Origin of the sequence: Bradyrhizobium sp. 179, from assembly GCF_023073535.1 — a bacterium.
Lineage (GTDB): Bacteria > Pseudomonadota > Alphaproteobacteria > Rhizobiales > Xanthobacteraceae > Bradyrhizobium.
In genome coordinates this window covers 45,897-71,985 of record NZ_JADPJR010000130.1, presented here as the reverse complement: position 1 = coordinate 71,985, position 26,089 = coordinate 45,897, and the positions used below count along the sequence as shown (strand labels likewise).

The window sequence follows — 26,089 nt, the reverse complement described above, 5'->3', positions numbered from 1 at the left end:
GGTCACTTCTTCACCAGCGGGCAATCGCTGTCCTTGAGCGGCTTGGCCGCGTCTTCCGCCGCGATCGTGGCGATCTGCTTGTAATAGTCCCACGGACCCTTCGATTCCTCGGGCTTCTTCACCTCGAACAGGTAGGCGGGGATCAGGCGGCGTCCGTCCTCGCGCAGCGGGCCCTTGCCGAACAGCGGGTCGTCGGTCGGCAGCTCCTTCATCTTGGCGACGACCTTGGCGCCGTCATGCGGATTGCCGCCGAGCGCTTCCATCGCCTTGAGATAGTGCAGCACCATGGCGTAATTGCCGGCCTGGGTCATCGAAGGCATCGCGTTCTTGTTGGCCTGCGCCGAGAAGCGCTTCGACCAGGCGCGGGTCTGATCGTTCAGGTCCCAGTAGAAGGACTCGGTGAAAGTCAGTCCCTGCGCCGTCTTCAGACCGAGCGAGTGCACGTCGTTGATGAAGAGCAGCAGCGCGGCGAGCTTCTGGCCACCCTGAACGATACCGAACTCGGCGGCCTGCTTGATCGCGTTGGTGGTGTCGCCGCCGGCATTGGCGAGCCCAATCACCTTGGCCTTGGAGGATTGCGCCTGCAACAGGAAGGACGAAAAGTCGGCCGTGTTCAGCGGATGCTTGACCCCACCGAGCACCTTGCCCCCGTTGGCGGTCACGACCGCGCTGGTGTCGCGCTCGAGCGCATGACCAAATGCATAATCGGCGGTCAGGAAGAACCAGGTGTCGCCGCCCGCTTTCGTGAGCGCCTTGCCGGTGCCGTTGGCGAGCATGTAGGTGTCGTAAGTGAACGAGATCGTGTTCGGCGTGCAAGCCTTGCCCGTCAGGTCAGCAGTGGCCGCGCCCGAATTGAGCAGCACCGCGTTCTTCTCCTTGACGACATTGCTGACCGCGAGCGCCACACCGGAATTCGGGGTGTCGGCGATGGCGTCGACCTTCTCGGTATCGATCCATTGCCGGGCGATGTTGACCCCGACGTCAGGCTTGTTCTGATGATCGCCGCTGACGACGTCGATCTTCCAGCCCTTCTTGAGCAGGCCGGAATCCTCAACCGCCATCTTGATTGCGACCACGGAGTTCGGGCCGCCGATGTCGGCATAGAGGCTCGACATGTCGTTGAGCACGCCGATCTTGACGGTCTTGTCCTGGGCGTAGGCGGATGTGGCAAAACCGAAAGCGGCACAGGCCAGAAGCGCCGCCGAGTGGCGTGCGAATGTCGTGGTCATGAAAGGTTCCCTCCATTGTCAAATATGCGGACGGCCCTCTTGCGGAGCCTTGTTTCCGGCTGTTGGCTCTAGCCTGTCCGATGGCCGGCGGCAATGCGCCTAAAGCCGGATGACGCTGCGTCGTAGCGTCATCCATCGGTTAACTTTTGGGAAAAATGCGTCAAGACGCTATTTGAGCGCGTCCGATGTCAGCCTGAATTTCTGAATGCGCTTTCCGGTATCAACCTCGGCGGTATACACGTTACCCTTGGCGTCGATCGCCATGGCGTGCACCCAGTGGAATTGGCCGGCATTGCGGCCGTTATGGCCGAAGCTGCCGACCACGCTGCCGTCCTCGCGCTTGATCACCCTGATCTCGTTGTTCTCGCCATCGGCAGTGAGCAAATAGCTCTGCTTCGGATCAGGCCAGATCGCGATGTCCCAGACGGCGCCGTTGCCGAGCGTGTTCTTCTCGTAGAAGAACTCCTTCACGAAGCTGCCGTCCTTCCGGAACACCTGGATACGGTTGTTGATGCGGTCGCAGACGTAAACCAGTCCGTCATTGGCGAGCTTCACGCAATGGACCGGGTTGCCGAATTGCTGGGCCACCGGCGCCTTGGGATCGTAGGGCGCCTGCTTGGCGTCATCAGGCTTGTTGCCATAGGCGCCCCAGTGCCGCTTATAGGCGAGCGTCGTCGCGTCGAACACGATGACGCGGCGGTTGCCGTAGCCGTCGGCGACGTAGATCTCGTTTGCCTCCTTGTCGATCGCAGTCTCGGCGGGTTTGCCAAGCTGCGTGGTGTCGTTGCTGCCGAGGCTCGGCGCGAATTTGCCGATCTGGGCGACGAACTTGCCATCGAGCGTGAACTTCAGGATCGCGTTGTCGTTGTCGGCATTGCCGCCGACCCAGACGAAGCCGCGCTCGTCGACCTCGATCCCGTGCTCGCGGCCGACCCATTCATAATCCTGGCCCGGACCGCCCCAGGACCGCAGCAGATTGCCATCGCTGTCGAATTCGAGCACGGGCGGTGCCGACACGCAGCATTTCGAGCGCGGCGGATTGAGGCTCGCGCCTTTCTCGTCGTCGGTCAGCGAGCGCGGGCGATGGATTACCCAGATGTGGCCCTGCCAGTCGACGGTGATGCCGCCGACCTGGCCGAGGATCCAATTGTTCGGCAACTGCTTTGGCCAGGAGGCATCGACCGCGAAGGTCGGGACGTCGCCGGCGGTTGCGGCAACGGGAAGCGCGAGTGCGCTTGCTGCGATCAGAACGAAGAAAGCTCGAGAGACATTTGCGAGCGCACGCGCAGAGCCTGCGCGATCATGCCATGGCGCCATGGCAACCTCCCTTTTTTGGCTTTGCGGCTTGCTGCCGTTTGAGCGGCGGCAGTCAATCGCGGGGAGGCATCCGAGTCAATCAGGCCGGCGCGCGGAAGCTCATCAGTCTGCGCGTCTTGTAATCGTAAAACTTGCCGGTCTCGGTCCAGTCGGGCGTGCACATCGGCACGATCAATTCGGCCACCTGCTCGGGCGTGTCGAGCGTCGCCGGATCCTCACCCGGCATCAGGGTGGCGCGCATGCGGGTGCGGACCGGGCCGGGGTTGAACAGGTTGACGCGCAGTTTCGTGTTCGCGGTCTCCTGCGCCCAGGCGCGGGCCAGCGTTTCCAGTGCGGCCTTGGACGCCGCGTAGGGGCTCACATAGGCGGTAGCCTTGTTGGCCGCACCCGAGGTGATGAACACGGCGCGGCCGGCATCGGACTGCTTCAGCAGCGGCTCCATGCAGCGGATCAGCTGGAAGTTCGCGGAGACGTTCACCGCCATCACGTCGTTGAAGGCCTTCAGCTCGATATGGCCGACCGGCGAGGACGGGCCGAGCACGCCGGCATTGCCCACCAGGATGTCGAGCTTGCCGTAGCGCTCGTGCAGACCGGCGCCCAGCCGCGCGATGCCGTCGGAATCGGTGAGGTTGAGCGGCACCAAGGTGGCGCTGCCGCCGTCTTTCCGGATCTCGTCGTCGAGCTCCTCCAGCCCGCCCTGCGTGCGCGCCACCGCCACGATATGCGCGCCGGCCCTGGCCAGCGCGCGTGCCGTGGCATAGCCGATGCCGCGCGAGGCGCCGGTGACGAGAGCGATGCGGTCGGTGAGGGGTTTGGTCATGGCGGGGTTTTACAGGCGTGGATGGCCGGGACAAGCCCCCCGCATGGTCGTCATTCCGGGGCGATGCGAAGCATCGAACCCGGAATCTCGAGTCTCAGGTGCGCAATTGCGCACCATAGTTCGCGCTGCGCGCGCCCCGGAATGACAGCAGGAGGTCAGCTCGCCTCGGCAAGCAGCGAGAGCTGCCGCGGCTGCGGCTCGGTCTGGGTCTGGTCGGTGAGATGGGTCGGATACGCCCCGGTGAAGCAGTGGTCCGAGAATTTCGGATTGGCGGGGTCGCGGCCCGGCTCGCCCATGGCGCGGTACATGCCGTCGATCGACAGGAAGGCGAGCGAGTCGGCGCCGATGATCTCGCGCATTTCCTCCAGCGAATGCGTCGCCGCGAGCAGGCCGCCGCGGTCGGGCAGGTCGATGCCGTAATAATCGGGATAGAGGATCGGCGGCGAAGCGAGGCGGAAGTGCACTTCGGTCGCACCCGCATCGCGCATCATGCGCACGATCTTCTTCGAGGTGGTGCCGCGCACCAGCGAGTCGTCGATCAGGATGATGCGCTTGCCTTCGATCGCAGCGCGGTTGGCCGAGTGCTTCATGCGCACGCCGGATTCGCGGATCGCCTGCGTCGGCTGGATGAAGGTACGGCCGACATAATGGTTGCGGATGATGCCGAGCTCGAACGGCACGCCGGAGAACTGGCTGTAGCCGACCGCCGCGGGCACGCCGGAATCCGGCACCGGCACCACGACGTCGACCGGGACGTGGCTCTCGCGCGCGAGCTGCGCACCGAAGTTCTTGCGCACCTCGTAGACCGAACGGCCGTGGACGATGGAATCCGGACGGGAGAAGTAGATATACTCGAAGATGCAGGGGCGCGGTGCCATCGGCGGGAACGGCTTGTGGATGTCCTGGCCGTTCTCGTCGAACACGATGACTTCGCCGGGCTCGATGTCGCGCACGAAGCGCGCGCCGATGATGTCGAGGGCGCAGGTCTCCGAGGTCAGGATCGGACAGCCGTCGAGCTCGCCGAGCACGAGCGGACGAATGCCGCGCGGATCGCGCGCGCCGACCAGCTTCTTGTTGGTCAGCGAGACCAGCGCATAGGCACCTTCGATCTCGCGCAGCGCGTCGACATAGCGCTCGATGAAACGGCTGCGCTTGGAGCGCGCAACCAAATGCAGGATCACCTCGGTGTCGGTGGTCGATTGCATCATCGCACCGTTCTTCACGAGCTCGCGGCGCAGTGTCAGGCCGTTGGTGAGGTTGCCGTTATGCGCGACCGCAAGGCCGCCGGCGTTGAGCTCGGCGAACAGCGGCTGCACGTTGCGCAGGATGGTGGCGCCGGTGGTGGAATAGCGGACATGGCCGACCGCGACATTGCCGGGCAGGCGGTCGATCACCTCGCGACGGGAGAAGGTGTCGCCGACCAGGCCGAGGCGGCGTTCTGAGTGAAAGCGGCTGCCGTCGTAGGAGACGATGCCGGCGGCTTCCTGGCCGCGGTGCTGAAGAGCGTGGAGACCGAGCGCGGTGATGGCGGCGGCATCGGGGTGGCCGTAGATGCCGAACACGCCGCATTCCTCTCGCAGCGTATCCCCCTCCAGATCGTCCTGGACCTCCAGAGCGGCCGGGCCCAAACCGGCCCTTGGATCGAGATCAAGCTGGGCGTCCTGGTCAGGGTGTCGCATCTCGTCCGCGCCTTTCTTTAGGGCCAATCAACGCGCCGCAGGTTTCTCGATCAGCTTTTTCAGGCTGTCACGAGCCGGTTTACTGTATCCGTCGCCACTGCCCGAAGGCTGCTGCTCGGATTCAGCTTGATCATCATCTGGTTTGTTTTTCTTGAATCTCTTCAAGATGGTGTTCTCGGGGTCGTCGGGCAAGAGGGCCATCAGCCAATCCCCGGTTCCCTGGAGCACCACGCGGGATTTCGCCCCTGTAACCCAGTCCGGACGCTGCTTGTCTGGAACCAGCCAGGTGAAGAACAGGAAGGCGACCACGACGATCAAAAGCCCGCGAGCCAGGCCGAACAGGAAGCCGAGCGTGCGGTCCAGCGCGCCGATGCGCGAATCCAGGATCATGTCCGAGATTCGGACCGTGATCACGGAGACCACGACCAGGGTGCCCACGAATACGCCGGCGACCACGACCACGCTCGCCACAGTGTCGTTGTTGAAATAGGTCTTGGCGGTCGGCAGCAGCTTCGAGAAGGAGTACAGCGTGACGATCGCGGCAGCGCCCCAGGCTGCGATCGACAGGATTTCGCGCATGAAGCCGCGGACCATGGCGAGCAGGCCCGAAATCAGCATCACACCGAGCAGGATCAGGTCGAGGAGTGTTACTGGCATCGGCTGGTCTGGTCCGCTCGTACTCTCAAAGGTGCTCTAGCGAATCGGTGTTTGGCCGCCGCCCTAAAAGACGGGCAGACGGCGTTCCCGGCAAGGCCGCAACCACGCAATCCCATGCTGCTTTTGTGACGGCTGTATAGCGGCGGGGGCCTCCGACGTCACCTCCGGCTAACCATCTCCACGGCGGAATCTTGCCGGTGTGGCATTTTTCTCGGCCGGCCCGTTCGATTCGCCCCGGCGCGAGCCGCGGGCGGCGATTTCGGCCACCAATGTCGTCAGGCTGTTGACCGCGTTCAGCGACAACCCGGCATCGCCGCTGGTCTCACCCCGGGCCGATTCGGGCAGCACGGCGCGCTGGAAGCCGAGTTTTGCCGCTTCCTTCAGCCGGGCTGGGGTCTGCGCGACGGGGCGGACGACGCCGGACAGCGAGATCTCACCGAAATAGACGGCATCGGTCGGTAACTGCGCATTAACCAGCGACGACACCAGTGCTGCCGCAGCCGCCAGATCCGCCGCCGGCTCGTTGATGCGCAAGCCGCCGGCGACGTTGAGATAGACGTCATGGCCGGACAGCTTGACCCCGCAATGGGCTTCCAGCACCGCCAGCACCATCGAGAGCCGGCTCGGGTCCCAGCCGACGACGGCCCGGCGCGGGGTGCCGAGCGAGGTCGGGGCCACGAGTGCCTGCAATTCGACCAGGACGGGCCTTGTGCCCTCGATTCCTGCGAACACGGCGGTGCCGGGCGTGCCGAGATCGCGCTCGGACAGGAACAGCTCGGAGGGGTTGGTGACCTCGCGCAGGCCGAGGCCTGTCATCTCGAATACGCCGATCTCGTCGGTCGGCCCGAACCGGTTCTTCACCGCCCGCAGGATGCGGAACTGCTGCGAGCCTTCGCCCTCGAACGACATCACGCCATCGACCATGTGCTCGACCACACGGGGGCCGGCGATCTGGCCGTCCTTGGTGACGTGGCCGACCAGGATGATGGCGGCACCGGTCTTCTTGGCAAAGCGGATCAGCGCCTGCGCCGAGGCACGGACCTGGGTCACGGTGCCGGGCGCGGATTCCACCGTATCGGTCCACATCGTCTGGATCGAGTCGATCACGATCAGCCGGGGCACCGCGCCCTCCGACAGCGTCGAGACGATGTCCTCCACCGAAGTCTCGGCGGCGAGCTGCACCGGCGCATCCGACAGCCCAAGCCGCTCTGCGCGCAGGCGCACCTGCGCGACCGCCTCTTCGCCGGAGATGTAGACGACGCGGTGGCCGGCGCGCGCCAGCAGGCTGGTCGCCTGCGTCAGCAGGGTGGATTTGCCGATGCCGGGATCGCCGCCGACCAGCAGCACCGAGCCGCGGACGAACCCGCCGCCGGTGACGCGGTCGAGCTCGGTCATCCCTGACGACAGACGCGGCGCATCCGGGCTTCTTCCGGCAAGGCTCTCCAGCGCAAACGTCCGTCCCTTGCGTTTGGAGCGGATCGACACCGGCACGCTGCCGCTGGTGTCCTCCTCGGCCAGCGTGTTCCACTCGCCGCAGGACTCGCACTTGCCCTGCCAGCGATTATAGGCCGCGCCGCAGTTCTGGCAGACGAAAGAGAGGGTGGTCTTGGCCATGGAGATAGCGATTCGTGCTCAAGGAGATTGAGTCGCGTTCCATAGCATGGAGAGCCCGGCCGCGACCATGATCGCGTCCATCAGCAGGCGAAACATCTCCGGCTTCAGGTGCAGCACGAAACGCTTCGCGACGAAGGCGCCCGACATCAGCGAGGCGCCCGCGATCAGGCCCTTGACAAAGACCTCGCCGGTCAGGGCGCCGAAGCGCTCGAACGTCACGGATTTCGCGAAATAGAGGCCAAGCGACGAGGCGGCTTCAGTCGCGAGGAACGCGCCCTTGCTGAGCCCGTAAAACAGAAACAAGGGCACGCTGAGCGGGCCAGTCGAGACCACGATGCCGGTGAGATAGCCGATGACGGCACCGCCGATCGCGAGATGCCACAGATTGGCCTTCAGGTCGTGCCGCGCCAACCAGTGCCGCACCGGAACCATCGCGATCAGGAAGATGCCGATGGTGAGATCGACCGCGTGCGCGGGCAGCGCCAGCAGCGTCCGTGCGCCGAGCGCTGCCGCCGGAATGCCCGTCACCGAATAGGCCGCGCAAGCCCGCCAGTCGACCTCGCGCCACCACGCCAAAATCCGCGCAAAGTTCGCCATCACGGAGGCCACCGCCATGATCGGCACGGCTTCCTTCGGCCCATAGGCATAGACCAGCACCGGCATCAGCATGATCGACGAGCCGGTGCCGACGACGCCGGAGATGGTGCCGGCGATGAGGCCGACGCTGAGGACGAAGAGAAAGGCCAAAATGGGCTCCCCGAATCGGGAGAGTTTAGCCGCGCCCAGCGATATGGGCGATCCGTGAGGCGAGGGAACCGATCGCGCTACGCATCGACATGCCGGTCTGGCCGCCGGCTTTGAGACATTTCAATGCCGCGGCTTCGCAGCTTACCACGAGCGCGCTGCAGCGACACGCTTTCCCTGAGCATGGCTGCGAATGCGCCGACAAAGGTATCGCCGACCGCTTCGTATCGGCCGACGACCGAACACCAGGGTCATGGAGAGGCGGTCAGCCTTGCTCGTCCATGACGCGCAGCTTCTCCACGCGGCGGCGGAAATCCTCGTCGGTCGAGAATTCGGCCGAGAGGTAGGAGGACACGAGATCCACGGCGAGCCAGGCGCCGACGATCTGCGCGCCGATGCACATGACGTTGACGTCGTCGTGCTCGACGCTCTGATGGGCGGAATGGACGTCATGGCACACCGCGGCGCGGATGCCCTTCATCTTGTTGGCCGCGATCGAGGCGCCGACGCCGGTGCCGCACACCATGATGCCGCGCGCGGCTTCGCCCGAAGTCACCTTCTGCGCCACGGCGCGCGCGATGTCGGGGAAGTCCACCGGCTTGTCGTCATAGGAGCCGACGTCGATAACGTCGTGGCCGAGCTTGCGGATGTGATCGATGACGGTCCGCTTGAGCGGCCAGCCGGCGTGGTCGGATCCGATGACGAGACGCATGTAATATCCTTCTTGATCTTGCATTGATCGTGACAGCCGTATGCGGCTGTCACGATTGTCCGTTTGATTCAGCTGCGCATGTCGGGCGGCAGTTCGACGCCGTGGAATTTCTTGTAGATCGCGTTGAGCTTGCCGTTCTTGACGTTCTCGGTGATCCAGGCGTTGAGCTTGTCCATCAGGCGCTGCTCGCCCTTCTTCAGGCCGATGGCGAGGTCGAAGGTCGCCAGCGGAATCCTGGACTCGAACACCCGCGAGGGGTTCTTCACCCCGATCTGGTTGATGATCGTCGCGGACGAGGCGACGCAGTCGACCTGGCCGGAGACGGCCGCCGTCACCATCGTGGCATCGTCGTCGTAGCGGGCGATCTTGAGGTCCTTGTCCTTCATGTTGGACAGCGTCGTGTCCTGCGTGGTGCCGCGCGAGACGCCGATCGGCTTGTCCTTCAGGTCGGGCCAGTCCTTGACGGCCGACGATTTCAGGCAGCCGATATCGGATTGCAGCGTCGCATAGCGCTTGGTGAAGTCGATCACCTTGGCGCGGTCCGGCGTCACCGACAGGGTCGAGATGATGATGTCGGCCTTGCCGGTCAGGACGTTGGGGATGCGGGTCGCGCCGGTGGTCTGGATGAATTCCAGCTCGAGCCCCCAATCCTTGGCGAGCAGCTGGGCGACTTCGACGTCGGAGCCGGTTGGCTTCATCGTGGAATCCATCATGCCCGACGGCGGGATGGCAAGGTCCGTCGAGATGCGGATTTTCTTCGCCTTCGTGATGTCGTCGAGCAGATCGGCAGATGCCGGCGCGGCCGATATCATGACGAGGCAGCACAGCGCGGCCGCCCCCAGCAATGTCCTGTTTGTCATCCTTTGGTTCTCCTCTCCTGTTATGATTTCAGGTTTCCAGTGCCCACGAATTGCATGAGCTCGGGCGTTGCCGGCGACGTCAGGATCGAGGCCGGCCCGGTCTCGTGGACCTTGCCGCGATGCATGAAGACGATCCGGTCGGCGATGCCTTTGGCAAAGCCCATCTCGTGGGTGACCATCACCATGGTCATGCCATCAGCCGCGAGCTGCTCGATCACTTTCAGCACTTCGCCGGTGAGCTCCGGATCGAGCGCGGAGGTGACCTCGTCGAACAGCATCACCTTCGGCTGCATCGCGAGCGAACGGGCGATCGCGGCGCGCTGCTGCTGGCCGCCGGAGAGCTGTTCGGGATAGGCATGCAGTTTCTCCTCGAGCCCGACCTGTGCGAGCACTTTTCGCGCGAGGTCCTTGGCTTGCGAAGCGGTCAGGCCCTTCACGGCGCACGGCGCGAGCGTGATGTTCTGCTCGATCGTGAGGTGCGGAAACAGATTGTAGCTCTGGAACACGATGCCGACGTCCTGGCGCAGCGCACGCAGATCGACGTCCGGCCGGTCGACCCTGTGTCCGCAGACGACGATCTCGCCGCCGTCCACCTTCTCGAAGCGGTCGATGCAGCGCAGCGCCGTGCTCTTGCCAGAGCCGGAGCGCCCGATCAGCGCCAGCACCTCGCCGCGTTCGACGGCAAAGGAGACGCCGTCGAGCACCCGCAGCGGGCCAAAGCTTTTCTGGACGTCGCGGAGCGACACGATGGGCTCGGAGGAGAGGGCGTTTTGTTGCATGTCAGGCCGGCGCGAGGTTGGACCTGCCATACCCCATCCGCCGTTCCAGCCTCTGGCTGAACAGCGACAGGGGATAGCACATGGCGAAGTAGGTGGCGGCGATGATGGCGTAGATGGCGAACGGCTCGAACAGCGAGTTGTTGACGATCTGGCCCGAGCGCATCAGCTCGACGAAGCCAACGACGGAGGCGAGCGAGGTGTTCTTGATGATCTGCACCATGAAGCCGACGGTCGGAGGCGTCGCGATGCGGATCGCCTGCGGCAGGATCACCTTGATCATGCGCTGGGTCCGGCTCAGCGCCAGGCCTTCGGCAGCTTCCCATTGCGGCTTCGGCACGGACTCGATGCAGCCGCGCCAGATCTCGCCGAGATAGGCGGCAACATAGAGCGTCAGCGAGGCGCCGGCCGCGGCGAGCGGCGAGACCTTCAGGCCGATGGCGGCCAAGCCGAAATAGCCGAGGAACAGAATGACGAGCAGCGGCGTGCCCTGGACGAGCTGGACATAGACGGCACTGGCGATCCGCACCGATTTGAGCGGCGAGATCCGCGCCAGCGCAATCACGAAGCCGACGATGCCGCCGCCGATCAGCGCGATCATGGACAATCCGATCGTCCACAGCGCGCCCTGGCCGAGGAACATCAGATGATTGATGTTGAGATGTCCGCCCATGGTCATCTCACAACGGCGTGCCGAGCCGGCGCCGGCGCGGAAACAGCACGAGGCCGAGGCCCCAGAAGCCCGCGCGCATCACCAACGACAGGATGACGTAGAGCACGGCCACGATGATGTAGGTCTCGAAGGCGCGATAGGTGTCCGACTGGATGTAGTTCGCGACTGCGGTGAGCTCCTCGGCCGAGATCTGCGAGCAGACCGAGGAGGCCAGCATCAGCAGCACGAATTGGCTGGTCAGCGCCGGATAGACCTTCTCGATCGCGGGCAGCAGGATGATGTGCCAGTAGATCTGGAGGCGCGACAGTGCCAGCCCTTCGGCGGCCTCGATCTGTCCGCGCGGGATCGCCTCAAAGCCGGCCCGCATGATCTCGGCGGTATAGGCGCCGACATTGATGGTCAGCGCGGCCACCGCCACGGTGAAGGCGGAGTATTTTAGGCCAAGGCTGGCGAGGCCGAAATAAACCAGGAAGATCTGCACGAGCAGTGGGGTGTTGCGGATGGTCTCGACATAGACCTTGCAGGCGCCCGCGATCAGCGCGTTGTGCGTGCCGCGCCCGACCGCCGCAAGCGTTCCGAGCAGGGCGCCGAGCACGGTCGCGAAGAATGCCAACTCCAACGTGAGCGCGGCGCCGGCCAGAAAACTTGGCCAGCGCTCCAGCACTGCGGGAAAGTCGAGTTGGAGGGTCATCGTATCGAGTTCAGCCCGTCACCTGGTTGGTCATGCGGTCATAGACACGGAACAGCGCCTGGTTGCCGTAGCTGCCTTCGCCATGCGCGCGCGCATCGACATATTGACTGGTGACGAGCGCAGTGCCGGGCAGCGGCACGTTCAGCGCCTGCGCGTGCTCCTGCACCAGGCGCAGGTCTTTCAGCATCAGGTCGATGCGGAAGCCGGCGCCGACGTCGCCCTCGATCATGGACGGGCCGAGCTTGTCGAGCATCCACGAGGCCGCCGAGCCGCCGAGCAGCACCCGACGCAGCAGGTTGAGATCGACCCCGGAGGCGCGCCCGAGCGCAAGCGCCTCGCAAATGGCCTGGATGTTGATGCCGCAGATCAGCTGGTTGCAGAGTTTGACGGTCTGGCCAGCGCCGGAGGCTCCGACATGCGTGATGGTCGTGCCCATCGCACGGAAGAACGGCTCGGCTTTGGCAAAGGCTTCAGCATCGCCACCGGCCATGATCGAGAGCGCAGCGTTCTTGGCGCCCACAGGCCCGCCCGAGACCGGCGCGTCGATGAAGCCGACGCCGGCTTTTTGCAGCTCGGCATGGATACGACGGACGGCGACCGGCGAGATCGTGCTCATGTCGACGATCAGCTTGCCGGGAGGAGGGGACTCCAGGAGGCCGTGGTCGCCGTAAATCGTCGCCTCGACATGGGGCGTGTCGGGCAGCATGGTGATGACGATGTCGGCGCCTTGCGCGGCCTCGGCGGGGCTGTCGGTGCGGGTCGCACCTTCCTTGAGGCTTTCCGCCAGCGCGGCTTCGTTCAGATCGAAGACGCGAACCGCGTGGCCGGCCGCCAGCAGGTTGCGCACCATCTCGCGTCCCATCGTGCCGATGCCGATGAAGCCGACATTGCCCTTGTCGTTCCGTCCCATGGTGTCAGTCCGTTTCTTGCTTGATTGGTTTCTTGCTTGATTGGCTTCTTGATCGATTGGCCGCGATCAGCCTGAGGCGCTGGCCTTGTCGATGTCGCCGGCAACGGCGCGCCGCCGGTATTCGTCGCCGATGGCAAAATGCTTGCGCAGCGTCGCATCTGCGCGCTCCGGATCACGTGCAATGACCGCTTCGAAGATGCGCCGGTGATCATCGATCAGATACGTCTTCATCGACGGGAAGGCCTGGACCAACTCGCGGCGGCTGCGGTGCGAATGCGTCAGCAGGCCCCCCATCGAACTGTGTAGAACCGACAACGTCTCCGAATGCGAGGCGACGACAATGGCGCGATGGAAGTCGAAGTCGGCCATGCCGCCGGCATCCGCCTCGTCGATTGTTTCTCCGATTTTTGCCAGCGCGCGTTGGAGACGTTCGAAATCGGCTATGTTGGCGCGTTCGCAGGCCAGCCTGATCGCCTGGCATTCGATCGCTACGCGGGCCTGCATGACGTCATCGAGCATGTCCGCCTGTTGGGCCAGCGCAAAGGTGAAGAAATCATTCAACACGGAGACGTCCGGCCGCGTCACCACGGTGCCGATGCGGTGGCGGATCTCGACGATGCCGAGGACGGTCAGGGCCCGCAGCGCTTCGCGGACAATCGGCCGGCTGACCCCGAGCAGGGTCGCCAGCTCGCGTTCGGAAATCAGCCGGTCGCCGGGCTTGAGCGAGCCCGCCAGCAGGCGCTCGCGCAAGAAGGCGAACACCTTCTCGAACCCTTTTTCGCCTTCAGCCGCCCGCTTGAGCTCCATCCCGGTCTCTTGGTCTGATCTTGGTCAGACCAGTATGATAACCAGCACCGCTGAGGTCAAGAGGCTCTTGAACCAAATCGAATTCGGAATGCGCGTAACCTATTGAGCGGACAGGGGTCGGCTACTGTGCATGGGGTTGTTTTCCATGTTTGTGTTGGAGCGACCGGAAGACCGCCATCCGTGTGGGTTTGAAATCCATTGGCGAGGCTGCTGACAGCATGTTGGCAGCAGCGGCCGGCTACGACCATGTCCTGACAAAACGGAGAGAGGTCATGCCGATCGAGGCAAGCTGTCATTGCGGTGAGACGGTGTTCGAGGTGACGGAAGCGCCGTCGAGCGTGACGCGCTGCACCTGCACGCTCTGCACCAAGCGCGGCGCGCTATGGGCCTATTACACGCCGGCCCAGTTCCGCCTGCTGTCGCCCCCCGACAACGTCGCGACCTAATCTCTGGGGCAGCCGCTCTGTCAAACATCACTTCTGCGCGAATTGCGGCTGCGGCACCTATTCGGAATCGCCGGACTGGTCGACGGGCAAGCCCGATTTCGAAAATCCCAAGGTCGCCGTGAATGCGCGCCTGTTCGACGATTTCGATCTGGACGCCTTACCCGTGAACGTGATCGACGGCAGGAATCTGTGGTGAGGAGTCACCGCAACACGATCCACGCCGGCGCGTGATCGCTCGCGCCATCCTCGCCGCGGATCTTCTTGTCGACGCCGGCTTTGACCAGGCGCGGGGCGAGGGCAGGGCTGAGCAGCAGATGATCGAGCCGCAGGCCCGCATCGCGCGGCCAGCGGTTTCGCTTGTAGTCCCAGAACGTGTAGATGCGCTCTTGGGGATGCAGTTCGCGGATCGCGTCGCACCAGCCTTGTTCGACCAGTGAGGCAAACGCCGCACGGCTCTTCGGCTGGATCAGCGCATCCTTGTCCCATGAGCGCGTCGGATAGATGTCGATCGCGGTCGGCGCGACGTTGTAGTCGCCGGCGAGCACCACCGGTAGCTCCTGCTTGATGAAGCTCTTGGCGTGGCGCCTCAGCCGCGCGAACCAGTCCAGCTTGTAATCGAATTTCGGCCCCGGCTGCGGGTTGCCGTTCGGCAGATAGATGCTGGTGACGATGACGCCGCGTACGGCGGCTTCGATATAGCGGGCTTCGTGATCGTCGGTCGTCCCCGGCAAGCGATCGCGGGTGAGCACCGGCTCGGCGCTGCGGGCGAGGATGGCGACGCCATTCCAGGTCTTTTGTCCACGCCAGACTGCGCCATAGCCGGCTTTTTCGATGGTCGCCGCCGGAAATTCGCCATCACTTGCCTTCAACTCCTGAAGCGCGACGACATCGGGCTTCGCGATCCGCAGCCATGCCAAGAGATTGGGCAAGCGGCGATTGACGTTGTTGATGTTGAATGTCGCAATCTTCATGTAGGGCTGACGCTTCTGCCTTCCGATTCCGGAGACACAATGTCCAAGTTGAGCTTTGTTGCCATCGCACTCGTCATCGCGTTCTCCGGAGGCGCATCGGCACAATCGTCCGATCCGCGCGGTGCGTGCAAGGCGGACTATGACAAATTCTGCGCCGGCATCGCGCCCGGCGGCGGCATCGTCGCCTGTCTCAACGGCAAGCGCGATCAGCTCAGCGCGACCTGCAAGGCGGCGCTGGACAACCGGAAAAAGAAGTAAGCGACGAGCTGTTCAGCTCCGCAGCGGCGGCGGGCTTGCCGGCTGCTCCACCGGCGGCGGGGAGGGCGGCTGCTCACCCGCCTGTGCGGCAGCTGGCTTTGTCAGCGGCTCCACGATATTGCCGCCCTTGTAGAGGCGGGCATAGCGGCGGCCGAGGCTGGTCAGCACCTCATAGCCGATCGTGCCGAAATGATGCGCGAGCTCGTCGACGGTAATGCCCTCGCCGAGCAGCGTCACCATGTGGCCGCGCCGCGCCGCGTTCGGCGGCAGGTCGGTGATATCGATTGCGATCAGGTCCATCGAGATGCGGCCCGCGACCGGGCAACGTTTTCCGGCCACGATGACTTCGGCGCCGCGGGTGCCGTCATTGGAGCTGGCGGCGCGGAAATAGCCGTCGGCATAGCCGACCGCAATGATCGCGAGCTTGGTCGGCCGCCGTGCGGTCCAGGTGCCGCCATAGCCGACAGTCTCGCCGCGCTCGATCGTGCGGATCTGCACGATGCGCGCCTTGAGATCCACGACTTGCTGCATCGGATTGTCGGCCTCCGGCGTCGGATTGACGCCGTAGAGTGCGGCCCCCGGCCGCACCATGTCGAACTGGAAGGGCGCGCCGAGGAAGATACCGGAGGAATTGGCGAGCGCCGCCGGCACGCCTGAGAACTCGCTGGCGATGCCGCGGAAGGCTGCGAGTTGTCTTGCATTCACCGGGCTGTTGAGCTGCTCGGCCGAGACCAGATGGCTCATCACCAGCGTGATGCCGTGATCGCCGGCATTGATTCGGGGGATGATGGCCTGCGCTTCCGCAAGCGTCAGGCCGAGCCGGTTCATGCCGGTGTCGATGTGAACAGCGGCGCCTCCGGTCCAGCCGGTGCGGCGGCAGAACACGTCCCATTCGGCGAGCTCGTTGAGGTCGCCGATCACCGGCCGGCAATTGATCTTCGCATAGTGCTCGCCGGTGTTCTGGAAATAGCCGCTGAGCACGTAGATCGTGGGCTCCGGCACGGCCGCGCGCACCTTGCGCGCTTCCTCTATGGTGGCGACGAAGAAGGTCTTGCAGCCGGCCTTGCTCAGGGCACGCGCGACTTCGGCGGCGCCGCAGCCATAGGCGTCGGCCTTGATAACCGCCGAGCACTCGGCCGGCACCGCCGTCTTCTCGAGCTTGCGCCAATTGGCGATGATGGCGTCGAGATCGACGGTGAGTACGCCGCCATAGGCGGCGAGCGCGGCAGCCTGACTGGCCTCCGCGGAGAGAAGACCGGATTGGGGGATCGTTTTCGGGTCGGACGCCATTGTCATGGCGCCGTTTTACGCAAGAGACCCGAGGGGTTCAACCCGGGGAACAGTTTCTAATAGTCGCTGCGATCCGGCAATTGGCCGTCATGGGCGAGGTCGCCGAAGCGGGTGACCGAGGCGTCGAAGTGCAGCTCGACCGTGCCGGTCGGGCCATGGCGCTGCTTGCCGATGATGACTTCGGCCCGGCCGACCGTGCGTTCCATGTCGGCCTGCCATTTGGCGTGCTCCTCAGTGCCGGGACGCGGCTCCTTCATGGCGAGGTAATATTCCTCGCGGAACACGAACAGCACGACGTCGGCGTCCTGCTCGATCGAGCCGGATTCGCGCAGGTCCGAGAGCTGCGGCCGCTTGTCGTCACGCGATTCCACCTGACGCGAGAGCTGAGACAGCGCGATCACGGGGACGTTGAGCTCCTTCGCCAGCGCCTTCAGGCTGGTCGTAATCTCCGTGATTTCCTGCACGCGGCTGTCGCTGGCGCGCTTGCCCGAGCCGGACAACAGCTGGATGTAGTCGATCACCAGGAGATCGAGGCCCTTCTGGCGCTTGAGCCGCCGGGCGCGCGCCATCAGCTGCGCGATCGACAGGCCGCCGGTGGCGTCGACATAGAACGGCAGCGATTGCAGCTCGATCGAGACCTGGCGGATCTTCTCGAAATCGGCTTCCGTGATGCCGCCGCGGCGGATGTGCGAGGAGGGGATGCCGGTGCGCTCGGCCACGATACGCGTGGCGAGCTGGTCGGCCGACATTTCGCAGGAGAAGAAGCCGATCACGCCGCCATTGGCGGCCTTCATGGTGCCATCGGCCTGGAGTTCCGGAACATAGGCTTGCGCGACGTTGTAGGCGATGTTGGTCGCCAGCGAGGTCTTGCCCATGCCGGGACGTCCCGCCACGATGATGAGGTCGGAATGCTGCAAGCCGCCCATCTTGGTGTCGAGATCGCGCAGGCCCGTCGAGATGCCCGACAGCTTTCCGTCGCGCTGGAACGCCTTCGCCGCAAGATCGACGGCGACCGTCAGCGCCTGCGAGAATTTCTGGAAACCGCCGTCATAACGGCCAGACTCGGCAAGTTCGTAGAGCTTGCGTTCGGCGTCCTCAATCTGCGCCCGCGGCTGAAAATCGACGGGCGCGTCGTATGCGACATTGACCATGTCCTCGCCGATGCCGATCAGGTCGCGCCTGAGCGACAGGTCGTAGACGGTGCGGCCGTAATCCTGGGCGTTGATGATGGTGGTCGCTTCGGCGGCGAGCCGCGCCAGATATTGCCCGATGGTCATGCCGCCGACATCGGTATCGGCGGGAAGGAACGTCTTGAGCGTGACGGGCGTCGCGATCTTGCCCATTCGGATCAGGCTGCCGGCGGTCTCGAAAATGGTCTGGTGTAGCGGCTCGAAGAAATGCTTCGCCTCCAGGAAATCGGATACGCGATAGAAGGCGTCGTTGTTGACGAGGATCGCGCCCAGGAGGCTCTGTTCCGCCTCGATATTGTGTGGCGCGCTCCGATAGGCGGGCGTTCCGGCGTCGGGCGCGAGTTTGAGAACGTTCGAATCAGTCAGGGCCATGGTCGGACGTGCTTAGCAATTTTCTAGGGCGGATGCGGGGCGGGGATAAAGCGCCGCTGCAGGCGAAAGCGGAAGCAAAAGCTGACCGCTATCAACCGTTCAGTGAAAATGGTGGATGATTGGCCGCCGCAGCACGCCCCGCGCTTGACGGATTTTCGCGGAACCGGGTGCGGCTTGGGAGCGGACGCACCCGCGCCGTGCAAAAAGCCTGAAGGCGTGAACCTTATGGATTGGTGCGCAGACCTATCGAAGAACGCGCGAATTGACGCACGCTGGGAGCTTTCGGCTCGGATTCAGACCAGCAGGAGGTAGACCAGCGCAGCCAAGGCCGCCCCGATGCCGGTGACGATCAGGGCGTAATCGGTGCGGAGGTCGTTTTGCACGTCGAATGCGGTTTGGGTCTCTTTGCGCATGGCGACGATCTAAGCCAAGTCCGACCAGTTTTGTGTGAAGCAGATCACATCTTCCCGGATTCTTTCGGGTAGAGCCGGAACAGGCCGGCGGGCAGGGGGTTGTCCCCGACTCGCCAGCAGGGAGACGCAAGCGATGCGGCCAGAACGGCAGCAGCAGATGTGGCGAAGCGAGGCAGGCAGCCGGCTTTGGCTAGCCGGACTGATCGCGGCCATGGAGCACGCCGAGCGGCCTGAAGTGCGGCGTCAGCCGGTTGCACCTGGAGTGCTTTTGGAATTACGGACGCAACTGGCGCTAACCGCCTCCTTGCGGCTTTCCCAGATTTCCGGCCTGCATCATTAGGGCTTATTCACCTGCAAGCTTCAGCCTGGGCTTGGCGCCGCCCTCGTTGGCCCGCAGCCGGGCCTCTTCGCGCGCGATGTAGTCGCGCGTCATCGGCACGACGCCTTGGCGCCGGGTGAGCTGGATCTGGAAGTTCATCATTGCCTGCTTGCGGAAGGTCATTTCGCAGGCCGCCAGGTAGAACTCCCACATCAGCGCGAAGCGCTCGTCGTAGAGCTGCACGGCTTCCTCGCGCCGCGCCATGAAGCGCTCTCGCCAGGCTTTGAGCGTCTCGGCGTAGTGCAGGCGCAGGATCTCGATGTCGCAGACCAATAGGCCCGCCCGCTCAATCGACGGCAGCACCTCGGAGAGAGCGGGGATGTAGCCGCCGGGGAAGATGTATTTGGCGATCCAGGGATTGGTCGAGTCCGGTCCCTGCGAACGGCCGATCGAGTGCAGCAGCATGACGCCGTCCTCGCTCAGCAGCTCGGCGCAGCGTTGGAAGTAGGTGTCGTAGAAGCGGGCGCCGACATGCTCGAACATGCCGACCGAGACGATGCGGTCGAATGGGCCTTCGATGTCGCGGTAGTCCTGCAGCAGGAATTTGGCCGACCCCGTCAGCCCCTTTTCGGCGGCGCGCGCATTGGCGATTCGCAATTGCTCGGTGGACAGAGTGATGCCGGTGACGTCGGCGCCCGCGATCTCGGCAAGATAGAGCCCGAGCCCGCCCCAGCCCGAGCCGATGTCGAGCACACGCTGGCCCGCCCCGACGAGCAGCTTCGCGGCGATGTGCCGCTTCTTGGCGAGCTGCGCGTCATCGAGCGTGGTCTCCGGCGTCTCGAAATAGGCGCAGCTATATTGCTTGTCAGCATCAAGAAAGAGCGAATAGAGCCGGGCGTCGAGATCGTAGTGGTGCGCCACGTTCCTGCGGGAGCGCGAGCGCGGATTGAACTGCTTGAGGTGGCGGGTCAGATAGCGCAGGTGCCACCACGGTTTGGCCCACTGCGGCAATAGGTCGGGTTGATCCAGCAGGATCGCGAGGGCATCAGCTATGGTGCCGTGTTCGACGACGAACTCGCCATCCATATAGGCTTCGCCAAGCCCGAGCTCGGGGTTGATGAGGATTTTTCGTTCTGCGTCTTTCGTGACGAAACGGACTGCGACCGGGGCGCCGGAGCCGTCGCCGACGGTGAACGTCCTCCCGCTTGCGCTGGTCACCGTCATCGACCCGCGCCGGATGAATTGAGACAGAAACTTATGCAACAAGCGGTCCATCGGCATTTCCTCTCGAGCGGACCCGAAAGTTTGCGACTAACCCGGCCTTCATATCTGACGCCCAGGCGCCGCAGCGGTTCCTATGCGTTTGCATCTAAAATCTAGCGAGCCAGTTCCGGCTCCGCCATTGCGCTGTGCTCAAAGCCGATATTCGAAAAGCGCTTAATCACATCCTTGCGCGCGGGCCTGCTTCCATTCGCGGCTCAATCGGATAAAAGGTGACCGCCGCCGCGCGGGATGCCGGCTGCACCTCTCGGATTTCAGTGGAGATGATGGGAAATGTCGAGCCGAGCGTTCAGTCTCGCGACGGTACTGCTTCTGATCGGCTTCGGCGCAACCGATACCGTGCTTGCGCAGGCAACGAACCTCGAGGCCGGCAAGACTCCGTCCCAGCTCTTCGCGCAGACCTGCAATGCCTGCCACAGGAGCCCGCGGGGACTTCTGAAGTCCGTGGCGCCGAGTTCGCTGCCGGGCTTCCTGCGCCAGCACTACACCACGAGCTCGGATATGGCGGGTATCCTCGCCTCCTACCTCGTCTCCAATGGTGCCACCGACGCCCGGTATCAGGCCAAGGACGGCAGGGACAAAAAGGACGGCGCCAGGGAGCGAGAAGCCAATACAGCTCCGGGCCAGTCCGAACATCAGGGCCGCCGCCAGCGCTCGCAGGAGGCCGCCAAGCCGGAGGGCGAGGGGTCCGCTCCTGCGGCCGAGGGCCCGCGCCAGAAGCGGGCTGCGCGGCCGGCTGACGAAGGCATGAAATCCGAAGGCCAGGCAGCACCCGAGGGGCGCAAAGCCAAGCGCCGCGGCAGGCCCGGCACTGAGGAAGCACCGAAGGTCGACGCCGCCGCGCCGGCCACTGAAGACAAGAAGAGCGAGCCGAAGCCTGAGACGGCCAAGCCCGACAGCGCCAAGGTCGAGCCGGGTCGTGACGAGACCAAGCCCGACAGTGGTAAGGCATCGGAGAAGCCCGCCGACGCCATGCCTGATACCGCGAAGGTCGAGCCGCGCGGCAGTGAAGCTCCGCCGCTGCGCCCCGATCCGGTGCCGCAGGTGATGCCGTCTGCACCAGCCACCGTGACGCCGATCGAGCCGGCCGCGCCCAGAGCGACGGGAGAGGCGGCTCCGACGCCGACTGCGCCTGCTGCCAGCTCCGAACCGGCCAAGGCGCCGGCACCTCCCGCAACCGCTGCAGCTCCGCCTGCCGCGCCAGCCGAGTCGTCCGGTCCGCCGACGCCGCCGATCTCGCGCTAACCAGCCTGGTTTTGATGGACATGCGCGACCGCTTTGATCGCGGCCTCCGCATTGAATTGACGAGGCCTAGAGTGCCACTCTAGAGTAATGCTCTAGGAGGCGGCAATGACGGCGAGCGTGCGAGACGAGCTGTTGGCGGCCGGGCTGATCGTGTTCGACCGCGTTGGTTTCGAAGCCGCGACGGTGACTGCGATCCGCACCCGCGCGCGCGCCTCCAATGGCAGCTTCTTTCACGCCTTCGGCTCGAAGAAGGAGCTCGCCGGTGCGCTGTTCCTGCAGGTCCTGCGGCACTATCACGCCGCAATGCTGACCGCGCTCAATCCCGTCCCCGGTGCGGAGCAGGGCATCGATCGGCTGATCCGGGCGCATCTTGAGTGGGTCGTGACCAGCCGGCGCGAGGCGCGCTACCTCTTCGAGATTTCCCGCAGCGAGTGGGGCGAGGAGGTTCGCGAAGCCCAGCGCGCGCAGAACGCGCGCCTCGCCGACGGCATCGACCGCTGGCGCGCGCCGCTGGTTGCACGCGGTGAGCTCTTGCCGATGACGGCGGCAATGTTCATCAGCCAACTGATCGGGCCGGCGCAGATCTTCTGCCGCGCCTTCCTGTCGGGACGTGACCACACCGATCCTCGCGGGGAGGCCGAGATGCTGATCGCCTGCGCCATTCGGGCGCTAAGGCCGTTCGACCGCATCAACGAGCAACAGGAGAGAGTGCATGTCAGCCGCAGCTGATCCGGAGTTCGCACCGATTGCCGAACGCATCCACGCCAATGTCGGCCGGCAGGGCTTCATGAACCTGGTCGGCGCCGAGCTTTCGGACTTGTCGCGCGGCACCTGCACCATCGCCGTGGATCGCCGGCCGGAACTGCTACAGCAGCACGGCTTCTTCCACGGCGGCGTCACCGCCTTCCTGATCGACAACGCCACAACGATCGCAGCCGCGACCTCGCGTGGCCAGCCGGCGCTGACGGCGGAGTACAAGCTCAATTTATTGTCGCCTGCAGTCGGCGAGAAGCTGATCTGCCGTGCCCGCGTAATCAAGCCGGGCCGTCAGGTCTCGGTGGTTGCGGCCGACGTATTCTGCGTCAGCGACGGCGTCGAGAAGCACACGGCAACGGCGCTGGCCTCGATTTCGATGTTGAGCGAGGACGTCGCCGCGAAAACGAAAAGCCCGGCCGCCTGAGGCGACCGGGCTGATTTTGAGCTCGTCATTCCGGGGCTCGCGAAGCGAGAACCCGGAATCTCGAGATTCCGGGTCTGGTCCTTCGGACCATCCCGGAATGACGACATTGGAATTACTTCTCTTCCGTAGCCGGCGCCGGCTCGACCTCGTCGTGCTGGGCTTCCGGATCGAAGAACTCGCCGGCCGCGGCGATTGCCTCGGCGGCCGCGTCGCGGTCCTCGTTGCGGGTCGAGATGTCCTCGCCGCGGTTGATGCGCTCGGCCTCGTCCTGACTGCGCGCGACCGTCACGGTGATGTCGACCTCGACCTCCGGGTGAACGGCGACGGTGACCGTGTGCTTGCCGATGGTCTTGATCGGTGCGTCGAGCTGCACCTGCGGACGGTCAAGATGGACGCCGTCGGTTTCGAACGCCATGACGATGTCGCGCACGGTGACCGAGCCGAACAGCTGGCCGGCTTCGGAGGCCTGGCGGATCACGATGATGTTCTTGCCCTGGATCTTTTCGGCGACCTTTGATGCTTCGCCCTTGGCCTGGAGGTTGCGCGCCTCGAGCTCAGCCTTCATGCCGTCGTACTTGGCACGGTTGTCGGCGGTGGCGCGCAGCGCCTTGCCGCGCTTGAGCAGAAAATTGCGGGCATAGCCGTCGCGAACCTTCACGACTTCGCCCATCTGGCCGAGCTTGGTGACGCGTTCCAGCAAAATGACTTCCATATTCGTTCTCCTTTGAAGGGATCTGTTTCAGTTTCCGGGGTTGGACTTAAGAGGTTGGCAGCGGCGGCGGCTGGCGGCTGCGCAGGAAGCGCTCGCGGAAGCCGAACACGGCATCCGCAAGACCGAGGATCACCATCGCGATGACGGGCCATCCGAACACGACGACGACGGCGTAGGTCGAGCCGAGCCAGAAGGTGCGGCTCTTCAGCGCCAGCGTCAGCGTATGCAGCACGGCAAAACCGGTCAGCGCATAGCCCATCATCAGCGCGGCCGTGGTGATCTGCGCGACGATCGCGAGCAGCCCGCCCGTGAAGCAGAAGGCGAGCGCGATGCAGAGTGCCACGAGCGTCATCGGCGGCAGCTCGGCCGTTTTCAGGTCCGGCCAAGGGCGACGCAGCCGGCCCGACGTCGCGGTCACCTTGGCGCTGAGCCAGAGGCTGAGAGTCAGCGTCATCATCGCGACGATGGTGGCGGCGGCCGGTGCAATGCGCACGAGTGCGTCGACGAACTGGCTGGCTTCACCCGAAGTTTGCGGATCGGCGGCGCGGAGGAGGCGCATCAGGCCTCGCCGCAGCGTGAGGCTGATGGTGTCGGCGTCGGTGCCGAGCGTGAGCAGGGCGGCAATGGTGGTCAGCGCGGCGAAGCCTGCGATCCAGAGCAGGATGCGGCCGACCGGATACCACTCGACCTCGGGCTCGGCTTGCGGCTCGAACGCGGAGGCGTCTGGTGCGACGCTTCCCACCGGCCGGCCAAGCAGGACGAGATGGCCGAGCCACCAGGCCGGCAATGCGACGGTGACGGCGAAGGCGATGCAGTAGGGCACGCCGAACAGCGCGCCGAGGCCGATTGCGGCGGCAATGCCGCCGAGGCTCGCGCAAAGCGGCCCCCAGCCGATCGCGGCGACCATCAGAGGCAGCGGTGCGAGATAGAACAGGACGAGCGAGATCAGCGCGCCCGAGATGATCGAGGCGAACATCAGCGCCGACGCGGCGCCGGCGATCAGGGCTATCAGTCCAAAGGCCATCATCAGCTGTCCCGCTCCCTTCGAGCGGTTAGAGGCGTCGTTTGCCCCAACCATCGGCGACCGGACGACCCGGAGGCCTTATGAGTTCAGAACGCGAGGACCGGCGGCTCAGCGGCCGCCGGTCGAATTGGTCGCGTCAGCGAATGACGTAGGGCAAGAGGCCCAGGAACCGCGCGCGCTTGATGGCGCGGGCGAGCTCACGCTGCTTCTTCGCGGACACCGCGGTGATGCGGCTCGGCACGATCTTGCCGCGCTCGGAGACGTAACGCATCAGCAGCTTGGAGTCCTTGTAGTCGATCTTGGGAGCATTGGTGCCCGTGAACGGGCAGCTCTTGCGACGACGGAAAAACGGACGGCGTGCACCAGCTTCAGCCATTGATCTTACTCCGCATCCGCAGTGGTTTCAGCTTCTTCGCGCGGACGGCGCGGGCCGCGGTCACCGCGGAAGCCGCCCTCGCGGTCGCCACGGAAGCCGCCTTCACGCTCGCCGCGGAAGCCACCGCCGCGGTCGTCACGCTCGCGATCACGATCGGCCTTGCGCATCATCGCGGACGGGCCTTCCTCGAGTTCTTCGACGCGGACGCTGAGATAGCGGATCACGTCTTCGCTGATGCGCTCCTGGCGCTCGATCTCGGCGATCGCCGCGGACGGCGCATCGATGTTGAGCAGCACGAAATGCGCCTTGCGGTTCTTGTTCATGCGATAGGTGAGGGAGCGAACGCCCCAATTCTCGGTCTTGGTAACCTTGCCGCCGAGACCCTCGACGATACCGGTCATTTGCGCAGTCAGCTCTTCGACCTGCTGCGGGCTCGCGTCCTGACGCGCGAGAAAAACATGCTCGTAAAGAGGCATGGAAGTCCTTTCCTCATGTTGGCGCATCGCCCGGCGTCAAGCCCTTAAGAGACCTTCGGAAAGGACTCTGGGATTAAGCTCAGAAGGCGGAAACACGGGACGACGGGCCGACTGGCCCTGCCACACCAAAATCACGGATGATTTGCTGAGACCGTCCGTTCAGCTCCCGGCCGGGGTCTGCGGATGGGCGCCTTATACGGATTTTGGCCGGCTTTGCAAGGTTGGGGGCCAAGTCTCGGCTCGCACAACCGAAGCCGGGTGGCGGTCGGCTCGCAAATCGAACTAGCTTGACCTGCTTGTTTGTATAGCATACAAAGAAGTCAGCGGGAGGATCCAATGGCAGACAATTCTGCCCATGCTCCGTTCGAACCGGGCGCCAGCGACCCCAAGCACGCCGCGCGCGCCACACGCACGGCCGGCCGCAAGATGCGGTCGCTGCTGTTGGATGCGGCAAGCCCGCTGTTCCGGGAGCGGGGGCTGTCGGGCACGTCGATCACCGACATCGCGGCCGCGGCGGACGCGTTCCCGAGCCAGATCACCTACTACTTCCGCACCAAGGAGGCGCTGTTCGTCGAATGTGCCTGCCGCGAGCTGCTGTATCTGGCGCACGCGACGGAACAGGCGGCGCTGAGGACGCGCACGCCGCAGGAATACACGCACGCGCTGGCGGAGACGGTCACGGCGAGTGATTCGGTCGCCTTCTTCGCCGAAGCCCTGACACTGACGCGGCGGCGGCAGGATCTGGCGCCGCTGGTTGAGCGCACCATCGAACGGCTGCACAGCGAAGGCGCGCGGGCCTATGCAAGCCAGGTCGCACGACACGGCTGGCGCTCGTTGCGCGCGCCCGATGAAAGCTCGCGGCGGTTCTGGGCCGTCGCTATCGGCGTCATTCTCGAAGGCTACGCCATGGGCCGATCGCCGGAGGAGCTCTGCAGCGAGATGCTGCGCGTGCTCGGTGAGCAGGCGAAATCCACAGGCGAGGCTGCGCGCCTGCGTCTGGTCGAGCAGCGCGATGCGCCGAGCAATTCGGATGAGGAGAGTTAGGCC

Annotated in this window: 27 protein-coding genes and 1 pseudogene; 6 read left to right on the top strand and 22 right to left on the bottom strand. The window is 64.7% G+C overall.

Annotation, left to right across the window (positions count from 1 at the left end):
* Positions 1–2: 2 nt before the first annotated feature.
* From IVB12_RS29425 to IVB12_RS29360, 14 genes are all read right to left on the bottom strand, one after another.
* A complete protein-coding gene (locus IVB12_RS29425) occupies positions 3–1,229 on the bottom strand; it encodes an ABC transporter substrate-binding protein (protein ID WP_247304330.1) in 1,227 nt (408 codons plus the stop codon).
* Positions 1,230–1,397: 168 nt separating this feature from the next.
* Positions 1,398–2,546, bottom strand: coding sequence for a hypothetical protein (locus IVB12_RS29420; protein WP_247304329.1), 1,149 nt, complete (start codon positions 2,544–2,546; stop codon positions 1,398–1,400).
* 79 nt (positions 2,547–2,625) lie between these two features.
* On the bottom strand, positions 2,626–3,366 hold the full coding sequence (locus IVB12_RS29415) for an SDR family NAD(P)-dependent oxidoreductase (RefSeq protein ID WP_247304327.1): 741 nt from the start codon (positions 3,364–3,366) through the stop codon (positions 2,626–2,628).
* A gap of 155 nt (positions 3,367–3,521) precedes the next feature.
* Complete coding sequence (purF, locus tag IVB12_RS29410) at positions 3,522–5,045, bottom strand: amidophosphoribosyltransferase (RefSeq protein WP_247281643.1); 1,524 nt, start codon at positions 5,043–5,045, stop codon at positions 3,522–3,524.
* 27 nt (positions 5,046–5,072) lie between these two features.
* Positions 5,073–5,702 (bottom strand): CvpA family protein, encoded by a 630-nt coding sequence (locus tag IVB12_RS29405; RefSeq protein WP_018317599.1) that lies wholly within the window; start codon positions 5,700–5,702, stop codon positions 5,073–5,075.
* A 168-nt stretch (positions 5,703–5,870) separates the two neighbouring features.
* Positions 5,871–7,316 (bottom strand): DNA repair protein RadA, encoded by a 1,446-nt coding sequence (gene radA, locus IVB12_RS29400; RefSeq protein WP_247304324.1) that lies wholly within the window; start codon positions 7,314–7,316, stop codon positions 5,871–5,873.
* Between the two features lie 18 nt (positions 7,317–7,334).
* Positions 7,335–8,063, bottom strand: a complete 729-nt coding sequence (locus IVB12_RS29395; RefSeq protein ID WP_247304322.1) for a sulfite exporter TauE/SafE family protein — start codon at positions 8,061–8,063, stop codon at positions 7,335–7,337.
* Positions 8,064–8,325: 262 nt separating this feature from the next.
* Positions 8,326–8,772 carry a ribose 5-phosphate isomerase B gene (rpiB, locus tag IVB12_RS29390; protein WP_247304320.1) on the bottom strand — a complete coding sequence of 149 codons (447 nt, stop codon included), beginning with the start codon at positions 8,770–8,772 and terminating at the stop codon, positions 8,326–8,328.
* A gap of 68 nt (positions 8,773–8,840) precedes the next feature.
* Positions 8,841–9,632, bottom strand: coding sequence for a transporter substrate-binding domain-containing protein (locus IVB12_RS29385; protein ID WP_247304318.1), 792 nt, complete (start codon positions 9,630–9,632; stop codon positions 8,841–8,843).
* A gap of 20 nt (positions 9,633–9,652) precedes the next feature.
* Complete coding sequence (locus IVB12_RS29380) at positions 9,653–10,411, bottom strand: amino acid ABC transporter ATP-binding protein (RefSeq protein ID WP_247304316.1); 759 nt, start codon at positions 10,409–10,411, stop codon at positions 9,653–9,655.
* Between the two features lies 1 nt (position 10,412).
* Entirely contained in the window at positions 10,413–11,081 is a 669-nt protein-coding gene (locus tag IVB12_RS29375; protein ID WP_247304314.1) for an amino acid ABC transporter permease, read from the bottom strand.
* A gap of 7 nt (positions 11,082–11,088) precedes the next feature.
* On the bottom strand, positions 11,089–11,772 hold the full coding sequence (locus tag IVB12_RS29370; protein ID WP_247281635.1) for an amino acid ABC transporter permease: 684 nt from the start codon (positions 11,770–11,772) through the stop codon (positions 11,089–11,091).
* Positions 11,773–11,782: 10 nt separating this feature from the next.
* Positions 11,783–12,739 (bottom strand): NAD(P)-dependent oxidoreductase, encoded by a 957-nt coding sequence (locus IVB12_RS29365; RefSeq protein WP_346657728.1) that lies wholly within the window; start codon positions 12,737–12,739, stop codon positions 11,783–11,785.
* Between the two features lie 9 nt (positions 12,740–12,748).
* Complete coding sequence (locus IVB12_RS29360; RefSeq protein ID WP_247304310.1) at positions 12,749–13,489, bottom strand: FadR/GntR family transcriptional regulator; 741 nt, start codon at positions 13,487–13,489, stop codon at positions 12,749–12,751.
* 272 nt (positions 13,490–13,761) lie between these two features.
* On the opposite strand from IVB12_RS29360, the pseudogene IVB12_RS29355 reads away from it, so the two are divergent.
* A pseudogene (locus IVB12_RS29355) lies at positions 13,762–14,131 on the top strand (GFA family protein).
* Positions 14,132–14,135: 4 nt separating this feature from the next.
* Here IVB12_RS29355 and IVB12_RS29350 read toward each other — a convergent pair.
* Positions 14,136–14,906, bottom strand: a complete 771-nt coding sequence (locus IVB12_RS29350) for an exodeoxyribonuclease III (RefSeq protein WP_247304308.1) — start codon at positions 14,904–14,906, stop codon at positions 14,136–14,138.
* A gap of 39 nt (positions 14,907–14,945) precedes the next feature.
* Here IVB12_RS29350 and IVB12_RS29345 point away from each other — a divergent pair, with 39 nt between their 5' ends.
* Complete coding sequence (locus IVB12_RS29345) at positions 14,946–15,164, top strand: cysteine rich repeat-containing protein (protein WP_212304524.1); 219 nt, start codon at positions 14,946–14,948, stop codon at positions 15,162–15,164.
* A 12-nt stretch (positions 15,165–15,176) separates the two neighbouring features.
* Here the strand turns inward: IVB12_RS29345 and alr are convergent, their stop codons facing one another.
* The 3 genes from alr to IVB12_RS29330 all read right to left on the bottom strand — a co-directional run bounded on the left by alr (position 15,177) and on the right by IVB12_RS29330 (position 20,023).
* The gene (alr, locus tag IVB12_RS29340; protein ID WP_247304610.1) at positions 15,177–16,454 is read right to left on the bottom strand and encodes an alanine racemase; all 1,278 of its coding nucleotides are present in this window, start codon (positions 16,452–16,454) and stop codon (positions 15,177–15,179) included.
* 56 nt (positions 16,455–16,510) lie between these two features.
* Positions 16,511–18,016, bottom strand: a complete 1,506-nt coding sequence (locus tag IVB12_RS29335) for a replicative DNA helicase (RefSeq protein WP_247281630.1) — start codon at positions 18,014–18,016, stop codon at positions 16,511–16,513.
* A gap of 756 nt (positions 18,017–18,772) precedes the next feature.
* A complete protein-coding gene (locus IVB12_RS29330) occupies positions 18,773–20,023 on the bottom strand; it encodes a cyclopropane-fatty-acyl-phospholipid synthase family protein (protein ID WP_247304306.1) in 1,251 nt (416 codons plus the stop codon).
* 279 nt (positions 20,024–20,302) lie between these two features.
* Between IVB12_RS29330 and IVB12_RS29325 the strand changes: the two genes are divergently transcribed.
* The 3 genes from IVB12_RS29325 to IVB12_RS29315 all read left to right on the top strand — a co-directional run bounded on the left by IVB12_RS29325 (position 20,303) and on the right by IVB12_RS29315 (position 22,454).
* Complete coding sequence (locus IVB12_RS29325; RefSeq protein ID WP_247304304.1) at positions 20,303–21,274, top strand: hypothetical protein; 972 nt, start codon at positions 20,303–20,305, stop codon at positions 21,272–21,274.
* 105 nt (positions 21,275–21,379) lie between these two features.
* Positions 21,380–22,003, top strand: a complete 624-nt coding sequence (locus tag IVB12_RS29320; protein WP_247304302.1) for a TetR/AcrR family transcriptional regulator — start codon at positions 21,380–21,382, stop codon at positions 22,001–22,003.
* Positions 21,987–22,454, top strand: coding sequence for a PaaI family thioesterase (locus tag IVB12_RS29315; RefSeq protein ID WP_247304300.1), 468 nt, complete (start codon positions 21,987–21,989; stop codon positions 22,452–22,454). Before IVB12_RS29320 ends, IVB12_RS29315 begins: the two co-directional genes overlap by 17 nt.
* Before the next feature lie 112 nt (positions 22,455–22,566).
* On the opposite strand, the gene rplI is transcribed toward IVB12_RS29315, so the two are convergent.
* The 4 genes from rplI to rpsF all read right to left on the bottom strand — a co-directional run bounded on the left by rplI (position 22,567) and on the right by rpsF (position 25,042).
* Positions 22,567–23,166, bottom strand: a complete 600-nt coding sequence (rplI, locus tag IVB12_RS29310) for a 50S ribosomal protein L9 (RefSeq protein WP_247281624.1) — start codon at positions 23,164–23,166, stop codon at positions 22,567–22,569.
* A 46-nt stretch (positions 23,167–23,212) separates the two neighbouring features.
* The gene (locus IVB12_RS29305; RefSeq protein WP_247304299.1) at positions 23,213–24,193 is read right to left on the bottom strand and encodes a DUF2232 domain-containing protein; all 981 of its coding nucleotides are present in this window, start codon (positions 24,191–24,193) and stop codon (positions 23,213–23,215) included.
* A 133-nt stretch (positions 24,194–24,326) separates the two neighbouring features.
* Positions 24,327–24,566: a 30S ribosomal protein S18 gene (gene rpsR / locus IVB12_RS29300; RefSeq protein WP_212371059.1), complete on the bottom strand. Its 240-nt coding sequence runs from the start codon at positions 24,564–24,566 to the stop codon at positions 24,327–24,329.
* A gap of 5 nt (positions 24,567–24,571) precedes the next feature.
* Positions 24,572–25,042 (bottom strand): 30S ribosomal protein S6, encoded by a 471-nt coding sequence (gene rpsF, locus IVB12_RS29295; protein ID WP_247281622.1) that lies wholly within the window; start codon positions 25,040–25,042, stop codon positions 24,572–24,574.
* Between the two features lie 336 nt (positions 25,043–25,378).
* Here rpsF and IVB12_RS29290 point away from each other — a divergent pair, with 336 nt between their 5' ends.
* The gene (locus IVB12_RS29290; protein WP_247304298.1) at positions 25,379–26,086 is read left to right on the top strand and encodes a TetR/AcrR family transcriptional regulator C-terminal domain-containing protein; all 708 of its coding nucleotides are present in this window, start codon (positions 25,379–25,381) and stop codon (positions 26,084–26,086) included.
* The last annotated feature ends 3 nt before the right edge of the window (positions 26,087–26,089 follow it).